The sequence below is a fragment of the Gottfriedia sp. NPDC057948 genome (assembly GCF_042887255.1).
Classification (GTDB): Bacteria; Bacillota; Bacilli; order Bacillales; family Bacillaceae_G; genus Gottfriedia.
Genome location: NZ_JBHVPN010000023.1, coordinates 11689 through 31556, shown reverse-complemented (window position 1 = coordinate 31556; position 19868 = coordinate 11689). Strand labels below are relative to the sequence as shown.

At 33.9% G+C, this 19868-nt stretch carries 17 protein-coding genes; 15 read left to right on the top strand and 2 right to left on the bottom strand.

Going from position 1 to position 19868, the window contains the following annotated elements; genetic code table 11:
• Positions 1-297: 297 nt before the first annotated feature.
• The 11 genes from ACFVRR_RS22100 (at position 298) to ACFVRR_RS22050 (ending at position 12584) form a co-directional block, all read left to right on the top strand.
• The gene (locus tag ACFVRR_RS22100; RefSeq protein ID WP_069035332.1) at positions 298-594 is read left to right on the top strand and encodes a hypothetical protein; all 297 of its coding nucleotides are present in this window, start codon (positions 298-300) and stop codon (positions 592-594) included.
• Between the two features lie 211 nt (positions 595-805).
• On the top strand, positions 806-2533 hold the full coding sequence (locus tag ACFVRR_RS22095) for an AAA family ATPase (RefSeq protein ID WP_387332680.1): 1728 nt from the start codon (positions 806-808) through the stop codon (positions 2531-2533).
• A gap of 206 nt (positions 2534-2739) precedes the next feature.
• The gene (locus tag ACFVRR_RS22090) at positions 2740-3132 is read left to right on the top strand and encodes a hypothetical protein (protein WP_387332678.1); all 393 of its coding nucleotides are present in this window, start codon (positions 2740-2742) and stop codon (positions 3130-3132) included.
• Between the two features lie 128 nt (positions 3133-3260).
• Positions 3261-3713, top strand: a complete 453-nt coding sequence (locus ACFVRR_RS22085; RefSeq protein ID WP_387332676.1) for a VanZ family protein — start codon at positions 3261-3263, stop codon at positions 3711-3713.
• A 23-nt stretch (positions 3714-3736) separates the two neighbouring features.
• Positions 3737-4066, top strand: coding sequence for a hypothetical protein (locus tag ACFVRR_RS22080; RefSeq protein ID WP_387332674.1), 330 nt, complete (start codon positions 3737-3739; stop codon positions 4064-4066).
• A gap of 207 nt (positions 4067-4273) precedes the next feature.
• On the top strand, positions 4274-5089 hold the full coding sequence (locus tag ACFVRR_RS22075; protein ID WP_387332672.1) for a DUF5995 family protein: 816 nt from the start codon (positions 4274-4276) through the stop codon (positions 5087-5089).
• A 161-nt stretch (positions 5090-5250) separates the two neighbouring features.
• Complete coding sequence (locus ACFVRR_RS22070; RefSeq protein WP_387332670.1) at positions 5251-6432, top strand: cytochrome P450; 1182 nt, start codon at positions 5251-5253, stop codon at positions 6430-6432.
• 127 nt (positions 6433-6559) lie between these two features.
• On the top strand, positions 6560-7267 hold the full coding sequence (locus ACFVRR_RS22065; protein ID WP_097973062.1) for a M48 family metallopeptidase: 708 nt from the start codon (positions 6560-6562) through the stop codon (positions 7265-7267).
• An 852-nt stretch (positions 7268-8119) separates the two neighbouring features.
• Entirely contained in the window at positions 8120-9922 is a 1803-nt protein-coding gene (gene ltrA, locus ACFVRR_RS22060; protein ID WP_483867350.1) for a group II intron reverse transcriptase/maturase, read from the top strand.
• 235 nt (positions 9923-10157) lie between these two features.
• The gene (locus ACFVRR_RS22055; protein ID WP_387332667.1) at positions 10158-10652 is read left to right on the top strand and encodes a hypothetical protein; all 495 of its coding nucleotides are present in this window, start codon (positions 10158-10160) and stop codon (positions 10650-10652) included.
• Between the two features lie 468 nt (positions 10653-11120).
• Positions 11121-12584 (top strand): flavin monoamine oxidase family protein, encoded by a 1464-nt coding sequence (locus ACFVRR_RS22050; protein WP_387332665.1) that lies wholly within the window; start codon positions 11121-11123, stop codon positions 12582-12584.
• Positions 12585-13022: 438 nt separating this feature from the next.
• Here ACFVRR_RS22050 and ACFVRR_RS22045 read toward each other — a convergent pair whose 3' ends face one another.
• Entirely contained in the window at positions 13023-13472 is a 450-nt protein-coding gene (locus ACFVRR_RS22045; protein WP_387332663.1) for a hypothetical protein, read from the bottom strand.
• Between the two features lie 414 nt (positions 13473-13886).
• Here ACFVRR_RS22045 and ACFVRR_RS22040 point away from each other — a divergent pair, with 414 nt between their 5' ends.
• Positions 13887-14207, top strand: coding sequence for a hypothetical protein (locus ACFVRR_RS22040; RefSeq protein ID WP_387332661.1), 321 nt, complete (start codon positions 13887-13889; stop codon positions 14205-14207).
• Between the two features lie 159 nt (positions 14208-14366).
• On the opposite strand, the gene ACFVRR_RS22035 is transcribed toward ACFVRR_RS22040, so the two are convergent.
• Positions 14367-14861, bottom strand: coding sequence for an acyl-CoA thioesterase (locus tag ACFVRR_RS22035; RefSeq protein ID WP_056468078.1), 495 nt, complete (start codon positions 14859-14861; stop codon positions 14367-14369).
• 366 nt (positions 14862-15227) lie between these two features.
• Here ACFVRR_RS22035 and ACFVRR_RS22030 point away from each other — a divergent pair, with 366 nt between their 5' ends.
• The 3 genes from ACFVRR_RS22030 to ACFVRR_RS22020 all read left to right on the top strand — a co-directional run bounded on the left by ACFVRR_RS22030 (position 15228) and on the right by ACFVRR_RS22020 (position 19794).
• Positions 15228-17759: a vitamin B12-dependent ribonucleotide reductase gene (locus tag ACFVRR_RS22030; protein WP_387332659.1), complete on the top strand. Its 2532-nt coding sequence runs from the start codon at positions 15228-15230 to the stop codon at positions 17757-17759.
• 231 nt (positions 17760-17990) lie between these two features.
• Positions 17991-18689: a vancomycin resistance response regulator transcription factor, VanR-F/VanR-M family gene (gene vanR, locus ACFVRR_RS22025; protein WP_387332713.1), complete on the top strand. Its 699-nt coding sequence runs from the start codon at positions 17991-17993 to the stop codon at positions 18687-18689.
• Positions 18682-19794: a HAMP domain-containing sensor histidine kinase gene (locus tag ACFVRR_RS22020; protein WP_387332657.1), complete on the top strand. Its 1113-nt coding sequence runs from the start codon at positions 18682-18684 to the stop codon at positions 19792-19794. The genes vanR and ACFVRR_RS22020 overlap by 8 nt, the downstream gene beginning before the upstream one ends.
• The last annotated feature ends 74 nt before the right edge of the window (positions 19795-19868 follow it).

The window sequence follows — 19868 nt, the reverse complement described above, 5'->3', positions numbered from 1 at the left end:
GTTTAGTTGGGCTATTGTGTAGCTGAAAACAACGATTGCTTAAGAAATTTGAAGAGTGTAATGGTCTGTCTTTTCCATATAATAAATTTTAGTAAAAGAGTATTTTTAGTAAATATGAAGTGGGAACTAAAGACTCATTTAAGCAATTAATCTCTTATTAAATTAATATGATAAACACATGGATAAAGAACAGAACAATGGTCTTTAAAAGGTTTAAAAAATATTATCTGAAAATTAAGTGAATTCATATCACCAGCCTATTTTCTTTGAATAGTATGATGTAAGGTGGTGATAATTATGGATTTAGGCTTCGGACTTGCGGATTGGATGCTATATACTATTTGGGCAGTTACTGGATTAATGATTCTTGATTTTGTAATAGCATTTATTCGTTCATTCTGGAAAGGTTCATTCGATACATCTTTTATACTAGGATATTTAAAGGATATTCTATACTTCATTTTTCCACTGAAGTTTTTAATAACAATGTTTGGACTTGATCCTACAGGATGGATTTTAATAACATTTTATTTCATTGCTGGAATCGCAATCGTTATTAAGTATTTGAAAGACATATTTAGTAAATTTCAATAAATATTGAAGCCCTCATTTAATGGGGGCTTTTTAGTTTGAAATCAAATTTTTTGGACTTTTTAAACAAACTTAAATGGCTATGATAGAGAGTTTTTTTATTTTATTTAAATACACAAATTTATTTAGTTTTTGCATACATATATTTCTAGGCACCAATGGGCTATTTTTTTCATAGAATATTCAAAAAATTCCCTAGAAGGAAGTAATGTTTATGACAAAATATCAATGGGTTAAATGGCGAAGAGTATTAATTTGGTTAGCTGTTATTGTTTTGATTGGTGTTGTGCTTACTAAAGGGGGGCCAACATACTGGAGTGTAGCAATATCGATTGTTAGTCTTTTATTTCAGTTCGCTGTTATGATTTTCATGGCGATTATCCAATTTGTAGCAATTTTCTGGTTTCTAGCCAGAGGTCGTACTTATTGGATTTTACCTGGTGAGACTGGATCGACGTGGGATGATTATCGTGGAAACCCTGAGATTGTTGAAAATGCAAAACGAATCGTAACACTATTAAAAGGTGTTAAAACGTTTAAAGAGATGGGAGGAGAGGCAATTCGTGGATTGCTGCTTTGTGGTCCTCCTGGTACAGGGAAATCTTATCTTGCACAGGTTATTGCGAATGAGGCCCAAGTACCTTTTGCTTATGCCTCGGCTCCAAGTTTTCAAAACATGTTCTTTGGTGTAGGGAATTTGAAAGTAATGGGAATATACAAAAAGGCTAGAAAGTTAGCTAATATTTACGGAGCGTGTATCATTTTTATCGATGAAGTCGACGCAATTGGTATGTCTCGTCAAGGAGGAGGAGCCGGTGGTGGTGGATTGTTCGGTATGGGAATGGGTTCTGGATTATTGAATGAGCTATTACTGCAAATGGATCCTCCAAACATTGATAGCTCAAAAATAGCAAAATTTCTTCGCTCACTCGGGTTACGTAAAAAGAAAGCAGAGCGCCCCGCAGTTCTGACGATTGCAGCAACAAATTTACCTGATGTACTTGATCAAGCATTACTACGACCAGGGCGTTTTGACCGAAAACTTTGGGTAGATTCACCTGATTATGATGGACGTATTGATGTTTTTCAATATTATCTAAAAAAGGTAAAAATCGATTCATCTTTAACACCAGAGCGAGCTGCACTTGATACGATTGGATATAGTCCAGCACAAATTAAACATATAGTGAATGAATCTGTCGTAATTGCTCATCAGCGAGGTGCTGATGTTGCAAATTACACTGACTTCCGAGATGCAATGGAAACGTATGAGTGGGGACTTAAGCAGCCACTTAGATCCATGAGTGAAGATGAGAAGAGAAATGTAGCGTATCATGAAGCAGGTCACGCAGTAGCTCAATATTTGTTAAAGCCACATGATCGAGTATGGAAGGTAACCATTATTCGTAGGGGTGACGCACTTGGTCTGGCTGCGACTAAGCCAACAACAGAAAGATATAATCGAAGCGACAGCGAAATACTTGCAGCAATCCAAGTTTGTTTGGCAGCAAGAGCAGTAGAAGAAGAGTTTCTCCACAAGAAATTAAACGGTGTCACATCTGATCTACAACAAGCAACCCTACTTGGTGGTGCATATTTAGGTTTAGTCGGAATGGGCGATGAGTTATTCAGCTGGAATGCATTAGGCTCACAAGCAGAAGGACTTAGAGCACTACGACCAAAAATTAACCTTCTTCTAAAGGACCAAATGAGCCAAGTAAAAAAACTTGTTACTGAACACGCCGATTTTGTACACTCAATCGCACAAGAGCTACTAAAAAGAGGCGACTTAACAGGGGAAGAAATAGAAGATATTTACGAAAGCATTTATGCACGTACGCGTCCTGAACCACCTACTGTAAAGATTGGTTCTATTTATGAGAAAAATATTCAAGGATTGCTTAAGGGTTTTGATAAATTACCTGAAAGCGATCAGAACTAGCTGAAACAATTGTGCTTCATTGATTATATATAAAGAAAATCCACAAGGTAATTGCCCTGTGGATTTTTTTCAATTGTAGTCATCAGAAATTGTGAACAAATTTAGAATAATGATTTAATTTCATCTTACCTTCACATTATTGAAACCAATTAATAGAGAAACTGAAATATAATAAAAGTCAAATACATACCAAGGAGTGAATTAAAATGAAGAAAAAATTCTTAGTAACATTATCTAGTTTAGCTTTATTATTTGTTATGATGGCCCCTACAGCATTTGCCGCATCTTATTCCTCAACATATAAAATGTATCATGGAGTATTAGGTAAGGTTTGCGTTAAACTTAAAAAAGGGAACGTCGTTAGGTTCACTACTACACCAAACAAAGATAATAGAGCCTCAGGGAAATATAAAATTGGAACTCATCTATATCAACAAACAGGTTATGGATATATAAGTGTAGGTGAAAGTTGGGATTACGCGCATGTTTCAGATTCTAGTACTATTAAAGTAGAATATTCTGAACCTCATTATTTTTACTTAGAAAATCACTCTTCAGGAAAAGAATTTTTTAGCGGAAATGTAACAATTAATTACTAATGGAAATAATTATTGATCCTAATCTATTCATAATACTGAAAATTGTAATAGCTCTATTTATCATCTATATAGCTATTAATATTGTTAAACACAAAAATAAAAAAATGCTTATTGAATATATAGTGTGTTTGGGTCTTTTTTTATACGTAGCTGGACTAGTTAAAGTAGCGATTTTTCCATTTCATATTTTTTTAGGTGATAAACATCCATTAAATATTTATGTACTAAATCAATATATCGAACTTTTACCATTTCGTAGTATTTTTATTTCTCTAACAAGAGGACTATGGATCCAGGTTATTGGAAATATAATTATGTTTGTACCATTAGGTGTTTTTATCGGTTTATATAAATCTAATTATTTATTTAATAATGTAATTTTACTAGTTTTTTTATATAGTTTATTAATTGAAATTACCCAGTTATGTATTTCATTGGTTACTGGTTATCCAAGTAGAGTATTCGATACAAGTGATTTACTTCTAAATACAATAGGTGGTTTAATGGGTTGGTGGTTTTTAAAAATTTTATCTACAAATCTGCCAACAAACATTAGAAATATTTATAAACTCATAAGGTAAATTATAAATTAAGGAGAAAGTTATTGAAATACAAGAACAATTTATTAGTTATCTCCATTATTTTTTTTAGTATTTGTTTTTTAATTAGTGCAAGATTAATTTCTAATTCTTTGGATAGTATTACAAGAAATCAACAAATTGAAATGAATAATAAAGATTTAACGCGTAATTCGCAATTAATAAATGAAATAGATTTACAAATGTATTTAGGTCTCACGGAAAGTGAACTAACATCATTAATAGATCAATATAAAAATAGCAAAAATCCAATGCCTATCATTAAAATTGAGGGTAAGCCATATTACTCTATAAAAGCAATTGATATTTGGTTACAAAATATTGGTCAAAAATAAATAAAAAGAGCAACTCATGATGAGTTGCTCCTTTTTTGTAATTTAAGCAAAGTTCATGAAGTGTTCGCCATACAAAGGAATTCTCAAAAGACATACTGAATATCAAAAGATATCCCCCACTATTAAAAGTATCTTTTTAAACCAAATAGCATATTGATTAACAAATCTAATACAACATACTTGTCATAAAAGTTAGGAGAGTGAGCAATGAATAGTCTATCAAATCATATAGGAAACGCAAATACAATTGATGATGTAATTGAACAGTTAGATGAAATTATTTCAATGAGCAATCAAACAAAAAGCAAACTAGGATATTTTGCTTCTTTATATCGCTTGGTAACAATTAAAGTGAAAGTTGGAATTTTAAATAATCAGTTCGAAGACGGAGCAAGAATGGAAAGTTTGGATGTGAACTTTGCAAATTTCTATTTAAAAGCACTTAAAAGCCATCTAAATGGTGAACCTTTAAGTCTCAGTTGGCGATTAGCGTTTCGTCACGCAGAAAACCGTCAATCTATTTTGCTACAGCATTTATTGTTAGGTATTAACGCACATATTAATTTGGATCTAGGAGTAGCTGCTGCGAAGGTATGCCATGGCTCTGATATTTTATCACTTTACAATGACTTTATGAAAATAAATAGAATTTTGGCATCATTGGTTGACGAGGTAAGGGATGACATGGATCGAATTTCACCTTGGATTGGTTTTTTAGATCATGTTGACCCAAAAGCTTCAAAGGCAATCATAAACTTTAGTCTAGAAAAGTCTCGAAATTATGCGTGGGATTTTGCGAAAAAGCTTGCTGCATCTAATGAAAGTGAGTGGGAAGGGCTGATTAAATTGCATGATCATGAGGTCGAATCGATTGGCAACATGGTCGCACGGCCAAGTAGTTGGATGCTGAAGGCTGGTTTATGGGCAATTCGTTTTCGCGAATCCAAAAATATTGAACGAAATTTAGATCTTTTAAATCATACCCGGTTTGAAACAATTTCAACTGGTGGTATTCAATTGTAAGTTTAAAGAGAGTAAGTAGATTAGACAATTGAATTATAGAGATGGGTATGGGTTATAGGAAAAAAATAAACTGCATAAATTGTATAGTTACATAGCGCTACCATGTATCATTTCTTTTCTGAAAGAATGGTAATAAGGCTACATATTAAGGGGGAATAAGGATGGAGGAACAAAAAAAGAGCTTTGGACTATTAGTTCGACCAAGAGGGTTAGTTGAAACGGACGTCCCTCACGATTGGTTTAAAAAAATGCGAAAAAGCTCTCCTATTTCATTTGATCCGGATAGAAATTGTTGGGATGTATTTAGTTATAAGGATGTCCAAATGGTCTTACAAAACTTTAGGCAATTTAGTTCAAATCGAAATGGTCTATTTCCGACTTTACTAGACTTAGATCCGCCTACCCACCGAAGATATCGTAATATTGTAAGTCAAGCATTTACTCCAAAAGCAATTCAAGCACTTGCACCAAGAATTGAGTCACTTACAAAAGAATTAATAGCATCAATAAAGGACAAACTTGAGATCGATATCATTGCGGATATTGCTTTTCCACTCCCTGTTATTGTAATTTCTGAAATGCTTGGCGTACCAAGTGAAGATCGTGAAAAGTTTAAAGAATGGTCTAATATTGTAGTCTCAAGTACTCAATCCCTCTCTCCTGATGAGATGAATGATTTAATGGAAAAGCAAGGGAAAGCATTATATGACTTGCAGGCATATTTTTATCAAATCGTTGAAAAAAGGCAAAATGATCCTAAAAATGATTTAGTATCTACATTAATTGCTGCAAATGTAGATGGTGAGAAATTATCTGTTGAAGAGCTATTAAACTTCTGTTTCCTGTTACTTGTTGCAGGTAATGAAACTACTACAAATCTTATTGGGAATACAATGCTTACATTGTTCGAGCGACCTAATGTACTTGATCAATTATATAAAGATAAATCATTAATATCAGCAGCTATAGAAGAATCACTACGTTTTCGCTCTCCTGTTCATAGCATGAATCGCTTTGTAACGGAAGATATATATTTGAATGGGATAAACCTAAAAAAAGGCCAAGAAATCATGGCATGGATAGGCTCAGCAAATAGAGACGAAACTGTATTTAACGAACCTGAGGATTTTGACATTAATCGCTCTCCAAATAATCATCTAGCATTTGGATCGGGAGTACACTTTTGTTTAGGTTCACAGCTTGCAAGGTTGGAAGCGAATATATGTATTACTGAGATGTTAAAGGCATTACCAAATATGAAGTTGGATAAAACAAAAGAGCTTAGAATCATACCTAGTACATTTGTGTATGGGTATAAAGAACTGCCAGTTATAATAGAATAAAAATTTTAACGCAACACTCGTTTATTAGAGTGTTGTTTTTACTATTTAAAAATTAAATCTTCTACTGTAGTATATTATATAATTGTAAAGATTCAGGATTAAAAGGTTAACGATAGGTGATAAATAAATGATACATACATTTTTAAACGAAACAATCAGTTTTAATATAAAGTATAAAAAGCGGAAATCAATCGGTATTTATATAGATGCTTATGGAAACGTTGAGGTTCAGGCTCCTAAAGATACACCTGATAAAAGTGTCATTGAAGTTTTAGAGGCTAATTGGGAGTTGATTCTTCAAAAATCAAATGAAATGAAGGAGCGACTTCGTGGTCCAAAAGAACGGACTTATGAATTCGGTGAGACATTTCTTTATTTAGGAAATTCATATCCAATACAAATTTCACACGATGAGAGTATTCAACAAGATCAGGTAGTTTTTGAAGGAAATAAGTTAAATATTATTGTAAAACAACTAGAGGATGAACGAATAAAACAAGCACTTAAAAGGTTTTATTATCAACAAATTAAAGCAATAGTTGAAAAGAGTATTCAGACGTATCAAAGTAATTTTAAAGTAAAGCCATCATCAATTCGTATTACCGATAGTAAAACAAACTGGGGGACTTGTGATTCAAAAAGGCAATTAACATTTAATTGGAAACTAGCAATGGCACCTCAGAAGGTGATTGACTATGTAGTTGTTCATGAAATGTGCCATATGGTTCATATGAATCACGACAGGTCCTTTTGGCGACTTGTCGGTAAAATTATTCCAGAATATAAGGAAAGAGAAAATTGGTTAGCTTTATCTAGTTGGAAGATGACTGTTTAACAAACTAAAATCGGAACGACATTAGTCGTTCCATTTTTTATTTTTTGGCTATGTTAAAAAATAATGTTTTTTATTCAACAAAATGGCAGATTAGTTGTGCGAAATGTTTCTAGCTTAAATGGAGAATGGTCACATTACTCTAGTAAAGGCTAGACAGTTCCTTTCGGAATTGAAGGATTATATCGAAGAATCAAATGATTGGGTAACGCCTTGAAGGGTTCTCTCTTAGTCGAATAGCACTGGATTAAGTAAGAATGATCGTGTTATAAGCTCGGTGAAAAGGCGTGAGAAATTACCGTACCAGTTCGGCTGACGAAAGCCTACTCGATGGAGTGGTGTAATTCATGGCGCTTGAGTTGAATGAATATGGTGAGAATGCGAATAAACCTATCACAAAAGGTTAAGCTGACGAACTTCTGAATGTACGGGTCTATATCTGCGATACATAGAAATGTGTATATCACCAAATTGTGAGGTTAGATGTGGATGAGTAAAACTAACTAATATGAAAATCCATAATACGTTACAGGCGTATGAACGCTAACAGGCTTACAGGAAGCATCTAAGTTCATTCTATAATAGATATAATTCAACATTGTAAGCTGATAACGTGAAGGGCTTACTCCCTATGAAACGTTGACAAGGAAAACATTAATGACATTAGTTACTGTATAACTTGTTTTTATATCAGTGAAAGTGGTGGCACAGTACCATTGAAATGTTTAATCCTCATGGAGGGATAGCCACTAGACTAATGAAGATTTATTCAACCATGTAAGGCAGTTCTTTATCGGTTAATAAGGTTCTTGTGAGACTAAAAGAGGTTTAACTTCGAAAGGAGCAACCGACTTATTGAAACGGGAGAAACTGAGACACAGTGAATATTACAGTATGCAAACTTGTTTTGACATACTTTATGCCCAAAGTGTCAGTGGTCATCACTTCTATGATTTAACAGCACTAATGTGTTCTGAAGATAATATTCGACTTGCCTACCGAAACATTAAAAGAAATACAGGTAGCAAAACTGCGGGAACAGATAAATTAACGATTGACGATATTTTACATCTGTCAATTAAAGAGGTAGTAAATAGGGTTCAAACAATGTTCATGTGTTACAAGCCGCAAAGAGTAAGGCGTGTTTTTATTCCGAAAGGAAAAGGAAAAACCAGACCTTTGGGGATTCCAACAATTTGGGATAGAATCTTTCAACAATGTATCCTTCAAATTTTAGAGCCAATATGTGAAGCAAAATTCCACAAACATAGTTATGGATTCAGACCGAATCGTAGCACACATCATGCCAAAGCTAGATTTGAGTTTCTTATAAATCGAGTGGGACTCTACCATTGTATAGATGTAGATATAAAAGGATTCTTTGATAACGTTAATCATAGTAAATTACTAAAACAAATGTGGTCGCTAGGTATAAGGGATAAACCACTTCTTTCTATTATATCTAAACTGTTAAAAGCAGAGATTGAAGGTGTAGGTATTCCTACAAGAGGTACCCCACAAGGAGGAATATTATCTCCTCTACTTTCTAACATTGTATTAAATGAGTTGGATTGGTGGATAAGTGACCAATGGGAAACGTTTGAAAGTAAACATACTTATTTAAGCAATGGCAGCAAGTATAAATCCTTAAAGAGAACAGCTTTGAAGGAGTGCTTCATCGTCCGCTATGCGGACGACTTCAAGATAATGTGCAGGACAAGGTCACAGGCAATAAAAATGAATTACGCATTGAAAGACTTTCTTAAAACCAGACTACATCTAGAAACTAGTGAAGAGAAATCTAAAATTATCAACTTAAAGAAGAACTCTTCCGAGTTTCTTGGCTTTTCAGTAAAAGCCATGAGAAAAGGAAAAACGTATGTAGCAAGGTCCGATATGTCGAAGAAGGCAAAAGCCAACGCCTTCCAAAAGATAAAGGAAGCTATAAAATTGGTTAAGAAAAAACCTGGCACTCAGACTGTCTGGAATTTTAATACAGTGGTAATGGGAATCCAAAACTATTATTCTGTTGCCTCTCAAATTACTATTAATCTAAATAAGTTAAACTATCATCTACGCAAAACGTTATATAATCAACTAAAGAATATTAGAACAGAGGCAAGTTTTCATGAAATGACTAAAACCTTACAGAAAAGGTACAAAGGTTATGAAAGTAAGTTATTTAAGATACAGGAAATGGTTTTTGTCCCTATCCATGCCCAACGGTGGAAATTACCACGTTGTTTTTCACAAACCACGTGTAACTATACTGCCGAAGGAAGAGCAAAAATACATAATAGCTTAAAAGCTATCGATAAAAATATTCTTTCTTACATCATGAGAAACTACATTCCAAATCGATCAATTGAATATAATGACAATCGAATCAGTAAATTTATTGCCCAATATGGAAAATGTGCCATATTAGGAGTGGATTTAGGGATAAATGAATGGCAATGCCATCACATTAACCCTTATCATCTTTCAAAAGATGATAGCTATTCAAATCTTATTATTGTAGATAAATCTATACATAAACTGATTCATCTAAAGGATAAAGTTAAAATAGAAACTCTTTTAAACTCCTTAAAACTTACTCGTATACAGAAGGAAAAAGTAAATACTTTACGGATTAGATGTCAAAATCAAATAATTTAAATTGGAAGAAAAGCACTCGTCTGCTTAATACATAGAAAAGAATAAATTGGATTAGTTGGAACGCCGTATGCGATGAAAGTCGCACGTACTGGTGTGGACGAGGGGAAAAGGGAGCGATAACTTCAAACCCTTACCTATTCGTATAAACAAGGTTTTTAACAATTAATATCGAATAAAATCTATAAGTAAAATGGGATTATATGGTAAATTCAAATTAAAAAAGGGAGGAAATAAAATGAAAAAAATACTCACGCTATTATTATTTACAATACTGGCTTTAACAGCATGTACAGAAAAAACAGATAATAAGGTTACTGACAATAAGACTACTAATTATAATTATAAATTTATCGGAGAAAGCGAACATTGGAAAGCTGAATATATTTATAAAGGAACAGAAAAGTGGAAAAATGATAAGGGTAAAGCATCTTATTCTAATAAAGATCATTATGAACTCGTATTAAAGTATAAGGGTTCTTTAAAAGAGTTGTCATCTATGAAAAACCTAGAGTATTCCTTCAAGACAAATAGCTCTGATGGGAAATCAATAGAGAAATTCACTGAACCTCCTAAAGAACGTGTATTTACTTCCAGAGGGGGTTCCGAAGGTGGAGCAAAAGTAGACAAGGATGAAGTCATACAAGTAAACGTAAAATGGAATGAATCTGAAGAGGCATTTGAATTGAATAATAAAAAAAGTAGTACCCAAAATATTACCTTATGCAACTAACTCATGCGTATGTTGTATAAAAAGTCGGCTAAATGGTCGATTTTTTTATTGTCCTAAATGGCAGGTTAGTTTAAGAAAGTTATAAACGAGGGGTGGAAGCATATGTTTAAAAACAAGGAAGACAGAATGTGGGTTTATTTGGCTGTACCAACGTTTATTATAGGAATCATCATTATATATTATAGTGAACGAAATTATTATCAGTGGATTCTTTTTTGGGCGTTTTTGGCTATCTTTTATATATGGCGTTTTTTCTACAGGAGGAAACGGAAGAAAGAAGAAAAAAAATCTTCTTAAACTAACGGGTGCGTTAGTTCATTTTCGACGGACTGCTACCTCAGTCTATTTTTTATTATGCAACTGTCAGGATAGTTACTAATCAAAAGAATAAATTTTTAAATTCTACTTCAATTTGTAAACGAATATCATGATATGGATATTTATATATTGCAAGTTGAGGTGATTTCTATGATTCAAAAATTACTGCTTTCTATGGAGCAAATGATCTACATTATTCATAATGGGTTACAAAAAACAAATTCACCAAAGGATGTAACCATTATAGGTGCAGGTATATCCGGATTAGTCGCTGCTTCACTTTTAAAGGAAGCTGGACACCGGATTACTATAATTGAAGCAAATAACAGAATTGGAGGAAGAATATATACAAAAAGGGAACCTTTTATTAATAATCAATATATAGATCTTGGTGCAATGCGCATACCTTCAAATCATCACCTAGTTTTGGAGTATATAAAAAAATTCAATCTTCAAGTGAATGAATTTATAAATAGTACACCAAATGATTTAATGTTCATTAATAATGTATTAACAAATGAAACCAGTTATAAAGCAAATCCAGATCAACTAAACTTTAAAGTTTACCCAAGTGAACAAGGGAAAACTGCAACTGAATTACTATTATTAGCAATTGGACCTGTAATTGATTTTATTAATCAAGATCCTGAAAAAAATTGGGAAATCGTTATAAATTTGTATGATCATTATTCAATGGCTAACTTTTTAAAATACAACCCTGTTAGTGTATCCTTATCACCAGAAGCAATCGATATGATTGAAACGATGGTTGGATTAGAAGGATTTAGCGAACTTGCATTTACTGCTATATTAAGAGAAGTTTTGGTACTCTTAACAAAGGAACTTAAATTTTATGAAATTACAGGGGGAACAGATCATCTTATTAATGGATTTTTACCACAACTTAAAGACGATATTATTTCGAATCAAAGAGTTAAAAAAATCATACAACAAGAAGCAAACGTAACAATATATACGGAAAATCAAATACTAAATACCGAGCATCAACTGACTAGCGATTATGTTATTTCTACAATTCCATATACATTGCTGAATTTTGTAGATTTACTTCCCTTTGAATCCGTAGCATATGAAAAGAGAAAAGTCATTAGAAAGATACATTATGCTAATTCAACCAAAATAGGTCTACAATTTAAAACGAGATTTTGGGAAAAATATGGGATATATGGTGGTAAATTAACTACTGATCTCCCAATCAAGTTTGCATACTTTCCTAGTCATGGTGCTGGTGCAATGCACAGTACAGGAATTATGTTGGCTAGTTACACATGGGAAGACGATTCAAGCATCTGGGATAATATGACACAAGAAGAGCGTATAAAAATTGCTTTGAATGATCTTTCATTTATATTTGGTAATCAAGTATTTTCGGAGTTTCTAATAGGGTATTCACATAATTGGTCAGAATTTCCTTATTATGGGGGAGCTTTTGTTATGTTTAAACCTGACCAAGTAAAAGAATTAGGTCAATATATAAGTACACCGGAAGGTAGAATTCATTTCGCAGGATCACATTCATCTACTACTCCTGGTTGGATGCAAGGTGCGATTGAAGCAGGAATTAGAACAGCGTATGAAGTTAATAATAGATAACCTTAAATTTATTAATAAAAGAATAAAATTAAATAAATTACTAAATGGCAGTTTAGTTGAATTAGACTTTGAAAATTTTTTAATAAAAACTTAAAAATAATATGGTAATATTGCTTAAATGAATTGGCGTGCCAATACTGATGTCAGTTCGCATGCCATTTTTATTGCCCTATAATAAATGGAAACAAAACTACTAAGGATAGCAGAATTAGCAAAATCTGATCCTAAAATGCAATTTACATCCTAGCACATTTACTAGATAAGCAATCACTAATTCTCATTACTCGCCTGTCATTAATTCGTAATTTTGACGGTAAAAGATTGTTCTACATGATAGATACTGTCCTTGGTTGCGGCAAGGTGGCACTTTTCGGATCAATATCTCATCCACAAAGTCTTCATGCCAAAAGAACGCTGTTGGAACGATCACCGTGTTCATCATTCTTGGAACATATTTATTAGGGGGGCATCTGGAATTGGGATTGGGTTATTCGGTGGTTTGATGTCCACTTCTAGCATGTCTGCGTGTCTGAAAAAAACTGTAGGATCAGCAACTGATAATGTTACACCGCCAGGGGCTGATGTACCAGCGATTACCTCCACACTGAGTCGGTTTTTAACCTCATCTCGACCGATATTTCCAAAAAATGAAAATCGAATAAAAAATCCAGCAGGGTTTCCAGCGTTAAAGGGCTTAAAGCTATGTGCAGGAACGATGACTTTAAATAAATGAGGGGGTTCAATCTCTTTTTGAACTCCCGTAGTAGTAACAGGGAATTCGGTTCTTTCCCCGAGTAAATACGTGGTGAGTGGTTTATTGGTTGGATTTTTCCAAAGAATAAACAACGTGTTGTTGGGGCTGCCACTTTGGTTAGTCAATGGAACCAAAAATGCACCCGTCGTTATTGCCTTCATTCAATCACTTCCTTTTAATATACTTGTTTATTTTATGCACTGTGGTACAAGCTGTGTAGGACACCTATCAAGGTGTTATAAAAAAATATAGGAATCTACTTGGAACGGCCGACATAACTGATTGTGTTAGTTTATCAAGATCATGAGTCGCAATATGGGACTTTTTATATGTGCGCCTAGCATGTGCATACTCTATAGGGTGCAAGTCCCGTACCATGAAGGCAGTAGTAATGTTTAGCTAAAAACAAGTGTGTCGTGGTGAAATGGAATCTGAAGGAAGTCGGCGGCACGAACTTCATATCTTCAATTGTTTGTTAGATATGATCAGGAACAAACAAGTCTCCCATGGAGTACGATGTAGTATTCGAAATTAGGGAGGAATACACATTGAGTAATACGAATGTACATGGATTACTTAAATGGAAGAAAGAATTAAACGCAGAAATTAAAAGACTAGATAAAGAGTTAGTGGATTTAACAAAAGAAATAGAAAAAGTTAGGACAAGATATTCAACAGCTGAGAAAGCATTTATACAATATCGTAACGAAACAATCTTACAAGAATTTGTTACACCATTAAGTCTACAACTTAATGAATTAAATAATAAGTACGATGTTTTATTGCTAGTGAATAAACAAAAAAAAACAGCTATTATTTCAATTTTAGAAACTGTAGATTCAATTATTAACTTACATTTCACAAATTAATGGCCTATCCAATTTTGAGGAGCTCCCTAGCCGATAGGCAAGTCAAACAAAGGTTTTAATACCAAGAGCAAGAGGGTTTGGGTTCGTAGAGAAAGCAAAGACCACATTATGTGGTCTTTTTCTTTTGTTCAAAAGGTCAATAATTTACTTATAAAGAGCCTATTTTTTATAAAAAAAGTCTGCTAATTCCTTGCTTTTAAGTCTTCTATTTTTACGGATTTTAGCGCGTTCTTCTCCGCCTTGATATAGGAATTTTTCTTCCTCAGTTTCGGGAACGATTTGTGGAACTTTAACTAAATTTCCATCTTGATCCAAGGCAACAAAAGTTAAAAAGGCAGTTGCTGCGATTTTCTCTTCACCCGTTTTTAAGTTTTCTGCAGTTACTTTAACGAATACTTCAAACGATGAGGTACCAGTCCAAGTTACATAACTTTCGAATGCAACCGAATCTTTCATCGTGATCGGGTGAAGAAAGTCAACTGAATCGGTTGAAGCAGTTACGATTGAAGATCGGCAGAATTTCATTGCTGATATACTTCCGATAATATCTAAGTCATTCATTAATTTTCCACCAAACAAAGTGTTATGACTATTTACATCATTGGGAAGAACTAAATTTGTTCTAATGACTCTTGTTTCATTACAAGTTACCATGTGATTTCTCCATTCTTTAATATCTATAAATTGTACACTATTTAATAAAGAAATTAGCATACTTAAATAAAAAAATTATATGAACAAACTTTTCATTGAAGGATATTTATGTATAAGGAATTCTTGTAGTTGTTTTTAAACATCCCGTACTAAAATTTTATATTTGTCAATGAAATTTGTAGGAAATGGTGCAAATTTAAATAAGTTTATTTCAGTCGTTTACATTGACTTTTACTTCTTAAGTCGGTATATTTATATCTTGTTGAGACGGGATGAATACTACATATGGGTGTTAAAAAGAAAGAGAACACCTATATATCGATATATGGTAAAATCGATATAATCTTTTGCGAGGAGGAACAGGTGATGATAAATACAATAATTGATGCTGAATTACCTGCGAATATACAGAAATTAAATCAAGACATAATGCATTTTCCGATGATTACACCTATTAATCCAAAGATGCATAAAACAACATTTAAAGGTGTATCTAGAACGGTTATGTTAGATCGATACGCATTTAAAGATATTAAGCTTGTTACATTAGGTGTAGGTGACCTAGTTGTACTAACATATAAGGATGATCCAAAGTTTCCTCGTCGTGGTTATGGTGAAGTAATTGCTATTGACAATAGTCAGGAAGAAGTAACTGTTCAATTAGATTCTCAGTTTGAAGACGGGGCACTCATTACAGTTGCATTTAATAAAGTAGACAAGCCACTTGAAATCTTCTACGAACAGATTGCAGACCGTGTTGCACGTGGGCTTGCATCTGCAGAAACTCCAGAAAAATTCTCCGAAGTAAAAGAGATGTTTTATGAAATTTTAGCTAACAAAACTTTTGTACCAGCGGGACGTGTTTTGGCTGGTGCCGGTACAGGAGCTTCAACAACATTCTTTAACTGTTATGTAATGCCTCATATTCACGATTCTCGTGATGGGATTGGTGAACACCGTAAGAAGGTAATGGAAATTATGTCACGTGGTGGTGGCGTTGGAACAAACGGATCAACTTTACGTCCTCGCGATGCAATTGTTTATAGTGTGAATGGACGCTCAAGTGGATCAGTATCTTGGTTACATGATTTATCTGAATTGACAAATTTAGTTATTCAAGGTGGTTCAAGACGTGGTGCGCAAATGATTATGATGAACGTCAACCATCCTGATATTGTAGAGTTCATCGTATCAAAGAACCAAAATCCAAAGGTTTTACGCTATATTGCGCAAACTACAAAATCGAAATTAATTCGTGAAGAAGTAATGCGTAAATTAAAGTTCGAACCTATTAGTGCAACTGAAAAAGCAGCTTATGAAGCTTTAATTCATATTGCAACAATTGAAGGGAAATTAAATACACCTGAAATAGAACAGGCAAAAGAACTGCTAAATGACGGTGGTAAGTACTCAGTTCACAACCCTGACTTTTTAACTGGTGCAAATATATCTGTTTGTTTAACTGATGATTTTATGGAAGCAGTAGAAAATGATGGAGAATACAAGCTTCAATTCCCTGATTTAGAAAACTATGATGATGAAATGCGTTTAATTTATGATCAAGAATGGCAGGAATGTGGAGATGTACGTGAATGGGCTGCAAGTGGATATGGTGTCCGAACTTACCACACAATAAAAGCAAAAGAACTTTGGGATTTAATCAATGTTTGTGCAACGTATTCTGCTGAGCCAGGTATCTTCTTCTTAGATAATGCCAACAAAATGACAAACGCTGTGTCTTATGGTCAAAAAGTAGTTGCAACAAATCCTTGTGGAGAGCAACCACTTGCGCCATTCTCTGTTTGTAATTTAGCAGCTGTTAACTTAGCGGAAATGACGGAAAATGGTAAAGTTAACTGGGAAAAATTAAAGCGAACTGTTCAAATCGGAACGCGAATGCAAGATAACGTAATCGATGCAACGCCGTATTTCCTAGAAGAGAATACGAAGCAAGCAAAAGGTGAACGTCGTATCGGATTAGGTGTGATGGGGTTACATGATTTACTAATCCGTTGTGGGCTAGTATATGGATCGGAAGCTGGCAACAAACTAGTTGATCAAATTTTTGAAGTGATTGCAACTACTGCTTATAATACTTCAATTGAGTTAGCGGAAGAAAAGGGAGAATTCCCATTCTTATCGACTTTTGAAGATGGACGCGAACGTTTTATTAACTCGGGATATATGAAGAAAATGCCTGAAGAAATTCGTGAAGCTGTTTTAGAAAGTGGCATTCGTAATTCACACTTATTAACAATTGCTCCTACAGGAAGTACTGGAACGATGATGAATGTTAGCACTGGACTTGAGCCTTATTTTAACTTCGTATACTTCCGTTCAGGACGTTTAGGTAAATTCATTCCAGTTGTAGCTGATATCGCACTAGAATGGTTAGAAGCAAATGGATATGAAGTAACTGAGGAAAATGTTTATGAGATGATTGAACATCTTCCTGAACAATTTGTTGGAACAATGGATCTTTCTCCAGAGGCGCATGCTGATGTACAATGTATTATCCAAAGATGGATTGATTCTTCAATTAGTAAAACAGTTAATGCTCCGAAAGGTTATTCTGTTGAACAAGTAGCAAAAGTGTATGAAAGATTACACAAAGGTGGAGCGAAAGGCGGGACTGTTTATGTAGACGGTTCACGTGATGCCCAAGTATTATCGCTAACGAATGAAGAAAATGATTTTACAAATGTAGAACTAGAAACAGTTGAAAATAGTAAAGATGCAACGACAAACGATACTGATGTAACTGCTCAAGTTAAAACAGGTAACGTAGGTGTAGAAAACGGAGACACTTGTCCAATCTGCCTATCTGGTACTGTAGTTGAACATGGTGGTTGTAATACATGTGATAATTGCCAAGTTCAGTTGAAGTGTGGAATATAAAAGTAGTGAAGAAATACCTCTTTAGATGTGAAGATCTAAAGGGGTATTTTTTTATGACTTTAAGAATTTTGAAAAAGTTGCCTTATTCCAAAATGGACCATATTCTTGAAGAATAAGAGGAAATAATAGAAAATAATACAGAGTCTAAAGTTTATTGGAGAACTAAAGCTAGTATATTTAATAGGATAATCATCCACTGGATGTAACGATAAATAGGAGGAAAATTTGTTGATGAAGCCTATATCTATTTTAATAGCGGATGATGAACAGGAGATTGCTGACCTGATTGCCTTACATTTAGAAAAAGAAGGTTATCAAATTATTAAAGTTTCGGATGGACAGGAGGCTGTTCATGTAGTCGAGACCGGGTCAATTGATTTGTTGATATTGGATATTATGATGCCGAAAATGGATGGATATGAAGTAACGCGGCTCATTCGCGAGCGGCATAATATGCCAATAATTTTTTTGAGTGCTAAAACATCTGATTTCGATAAAGTACAAGGATTGGTTATTGGAGCAGATGATTATATAACGAAACCATTTACCCCCATTGAATTGGTTGCACGTGTGAATGCTCAATTACGGCGCTTTATGAAGTTAAACCAACCGAAAGTAGATGATCATAAAGTTCTTTTGGAGTTTGGTGAAATAATGATTTCCCCTGATCAACGGACAGTTTTGCATTATGGTGAAAACATCGAGCTAACACCGAAAGAGTTTGATATTTTGTATTTATTAGCCAGTCATCCAAAGAAAGTTTTTAGTGTAGAAAATATTTTTCAGCAGGTTTGGGGTGATTCATATTTTGAAGGTGGTAATACAGTAATGGTACATATTCGCACCTTGCGGAAAAAACTTGGAGAAGATAAGCGAAAAAATAAGCTAATCAAAACGGTTTGGGGAGTGGGGTATTCATTTAATGGATAAGATAATACGCAGTTTTCGCTCCAAAATCATCGTATTATTTGCTTTAAGTATGACTCTGGCTGGTATTATAACTTACATAATTTTTAAAGGATTACAGCTTTATTATCACACGATGGTTCGTTATGGTGATCCCTTGGCCCAGCTTCGTCGATTCATACAGAGTATTGGAGACGTTAACTTCTTTCTATTTCTATTTATCCCACTTTCGATATTGTTTTTCTATTTACTCACTAAGCCCTATTCAACTTATTTTAATGAAATATCAAACGGAATTCATAATCTTGCACGTGGCAACTTTCAACATCGGGTTTCGATCCAGTCAAATGATGAGTTCGAAGATATTGCTCAAGCAATTAATCTAGCAAGTGAAAAATTAGAAGAGGCCGTACAAAGAGGCGATTTTTCAGAAAACAGTAAAGAACAATTAGTTGTAAATTTGGCACACGATTTGCGTACTCCGCTAACTTCTGTGTTAGGTTATTTAGATTTAATTCTTAAGGATGAGAAGCTAACTAAGGAACAAGTCAAGCATTTTTTAACGATTGCCTTTACTAAATCTCAGCGTTTAGAAAAACTGATTGATGAATTATTCGAAATAACTAGGATGAACTATGGCATGTTACCTCTTGTAAAAAGGCAAATTAATTTAAGTGATTTACTTTTTCAACTAAAAGAAGAATTGTACCCTGTCTTCGAGAAAAATAATTTGAGCGCTCGAATGAATCTTTTGCCCAATTTACCTATTTTGGGTGATGGAGAGATGTTAGCTCGTGTGTTTGAGAATCTTTTAACCAACGCAAATCGATATGGATATGATGGTCAGTTTGTAGATATTAACGGGTTTGTTGATGGGCAAGAAGTGATTGTTCAGGTTGTTAATTATGGGGATTGTATTCCTCCGGAGGAACTTCCATATCTTTTTGATATGTTTTATACCGGTGACAAAGCACGAACTCATCAAGAAGATAGCACAGGGCTTGGTTTATTCATTGCAAAGAATATTGTGGAGCAACATAATGGAACAATTACGGCTGAAAGTAGTATAATCCGGACTGTATTTGAAGTTCGATTACCGCAGGAAACTATCCCAATTGACCAAGTTTAAATGTTTCATAAAGAATTTAAGAAAAATTTAAAGTTTACCCCACTTTTTATTTAAAAAGTTTTTCCTATTCTAGA

What these genes read in the sequence shown, in the direction of transcription:
- ACFVRR_RS22100 (WP_069035332.1), top strand. Translation starts at nt 298, where the DNA reads ATGGATTTAGGCTTCGGACTTGCGGATTGGATGCTATATACTATTTGG.
- ACFVRR_RS22095 (WP_387332680.1), top strand. Translation starts at nt 806, where the DNA reads ATGACAAAATATCAATGGGTTAAATGGCGAAGAGTATTAATTTGGTTA.
- ACFVRR_RS22090 (WP_387332678.1), top strand. Translation starts at nt 2,740, where the DNA reads ATGAAGAAAAAATTCTTAGTAACATTATCTAGTTTAGCTTTATTATTT.
- ACFVRR_RS22075 (WP_387332672.1), top strand. Translation starts at nt 4,274, where the DNA reads ATGAATAGTCTATCAAATCATATAGGAAACGCAAATACAATTGATGAT.
- ACFVRR_RS22070 (WP_387332670.1), top strand. Translation starts at nt 5,251, where the DNA reads ATGGAGGAACAAAAAAAGAGCTTTGGACTATTAGTTCGACCAAGAGGG.
- ACFVRR_RS22065 (WP_097973062.1), top strand. Translation starts at nt 6,560, where the DNA reads ATGATACATACATTTTTAAACGAAACAATCAGTTTTAATATAAAGTAT.
- ACFVRR_RS22055 (WP_387332667.1), top strand. Translation starts at nt 10,158, where the DNA reads ATGAAAAAAATACTCACGCTATTATTATTTACAATACTGGCTTTAACA.
- ACFVRR_RS22050 (WP_387332665.1), top strand. Translation starts at nt 11,121, where the DNA reads ATGATTCAAAAATTACTGCTTTCTATGGAGCAAATGATCTACATTATT.
- ACFVRR_RS22035 (WP_056468078.1), bottom strand. Translation starts at nt 14,861, where the DNA reads ATGGTAACTTGTAATGAAACAAGAGTCATTAGAACAAATTTAGTTCTT.
- ACFVRR_RS22030 (WP_387332659.1), top strand. Translation starts at nt 15,228, where the DNA reads ATGATAAATACAATAATTGATGCTGAATTACCTGCGAATATACAGAAA.
- vanR (WP_387332713.1), top strand. Translation starts at nt 17,991, where the DNA reads ATGAAGCCTATATCTATTTTAATAGCGGATGATGAACAGGAGATTGCT.
- ACFVRR_RS22020 (WP_387332657.1), top strand. Translation starts at nt 18,682, where the DNA reads ATGGATAAGATAATACGCAGTTTTCGCTCCAAAATCATCGTATTATTT.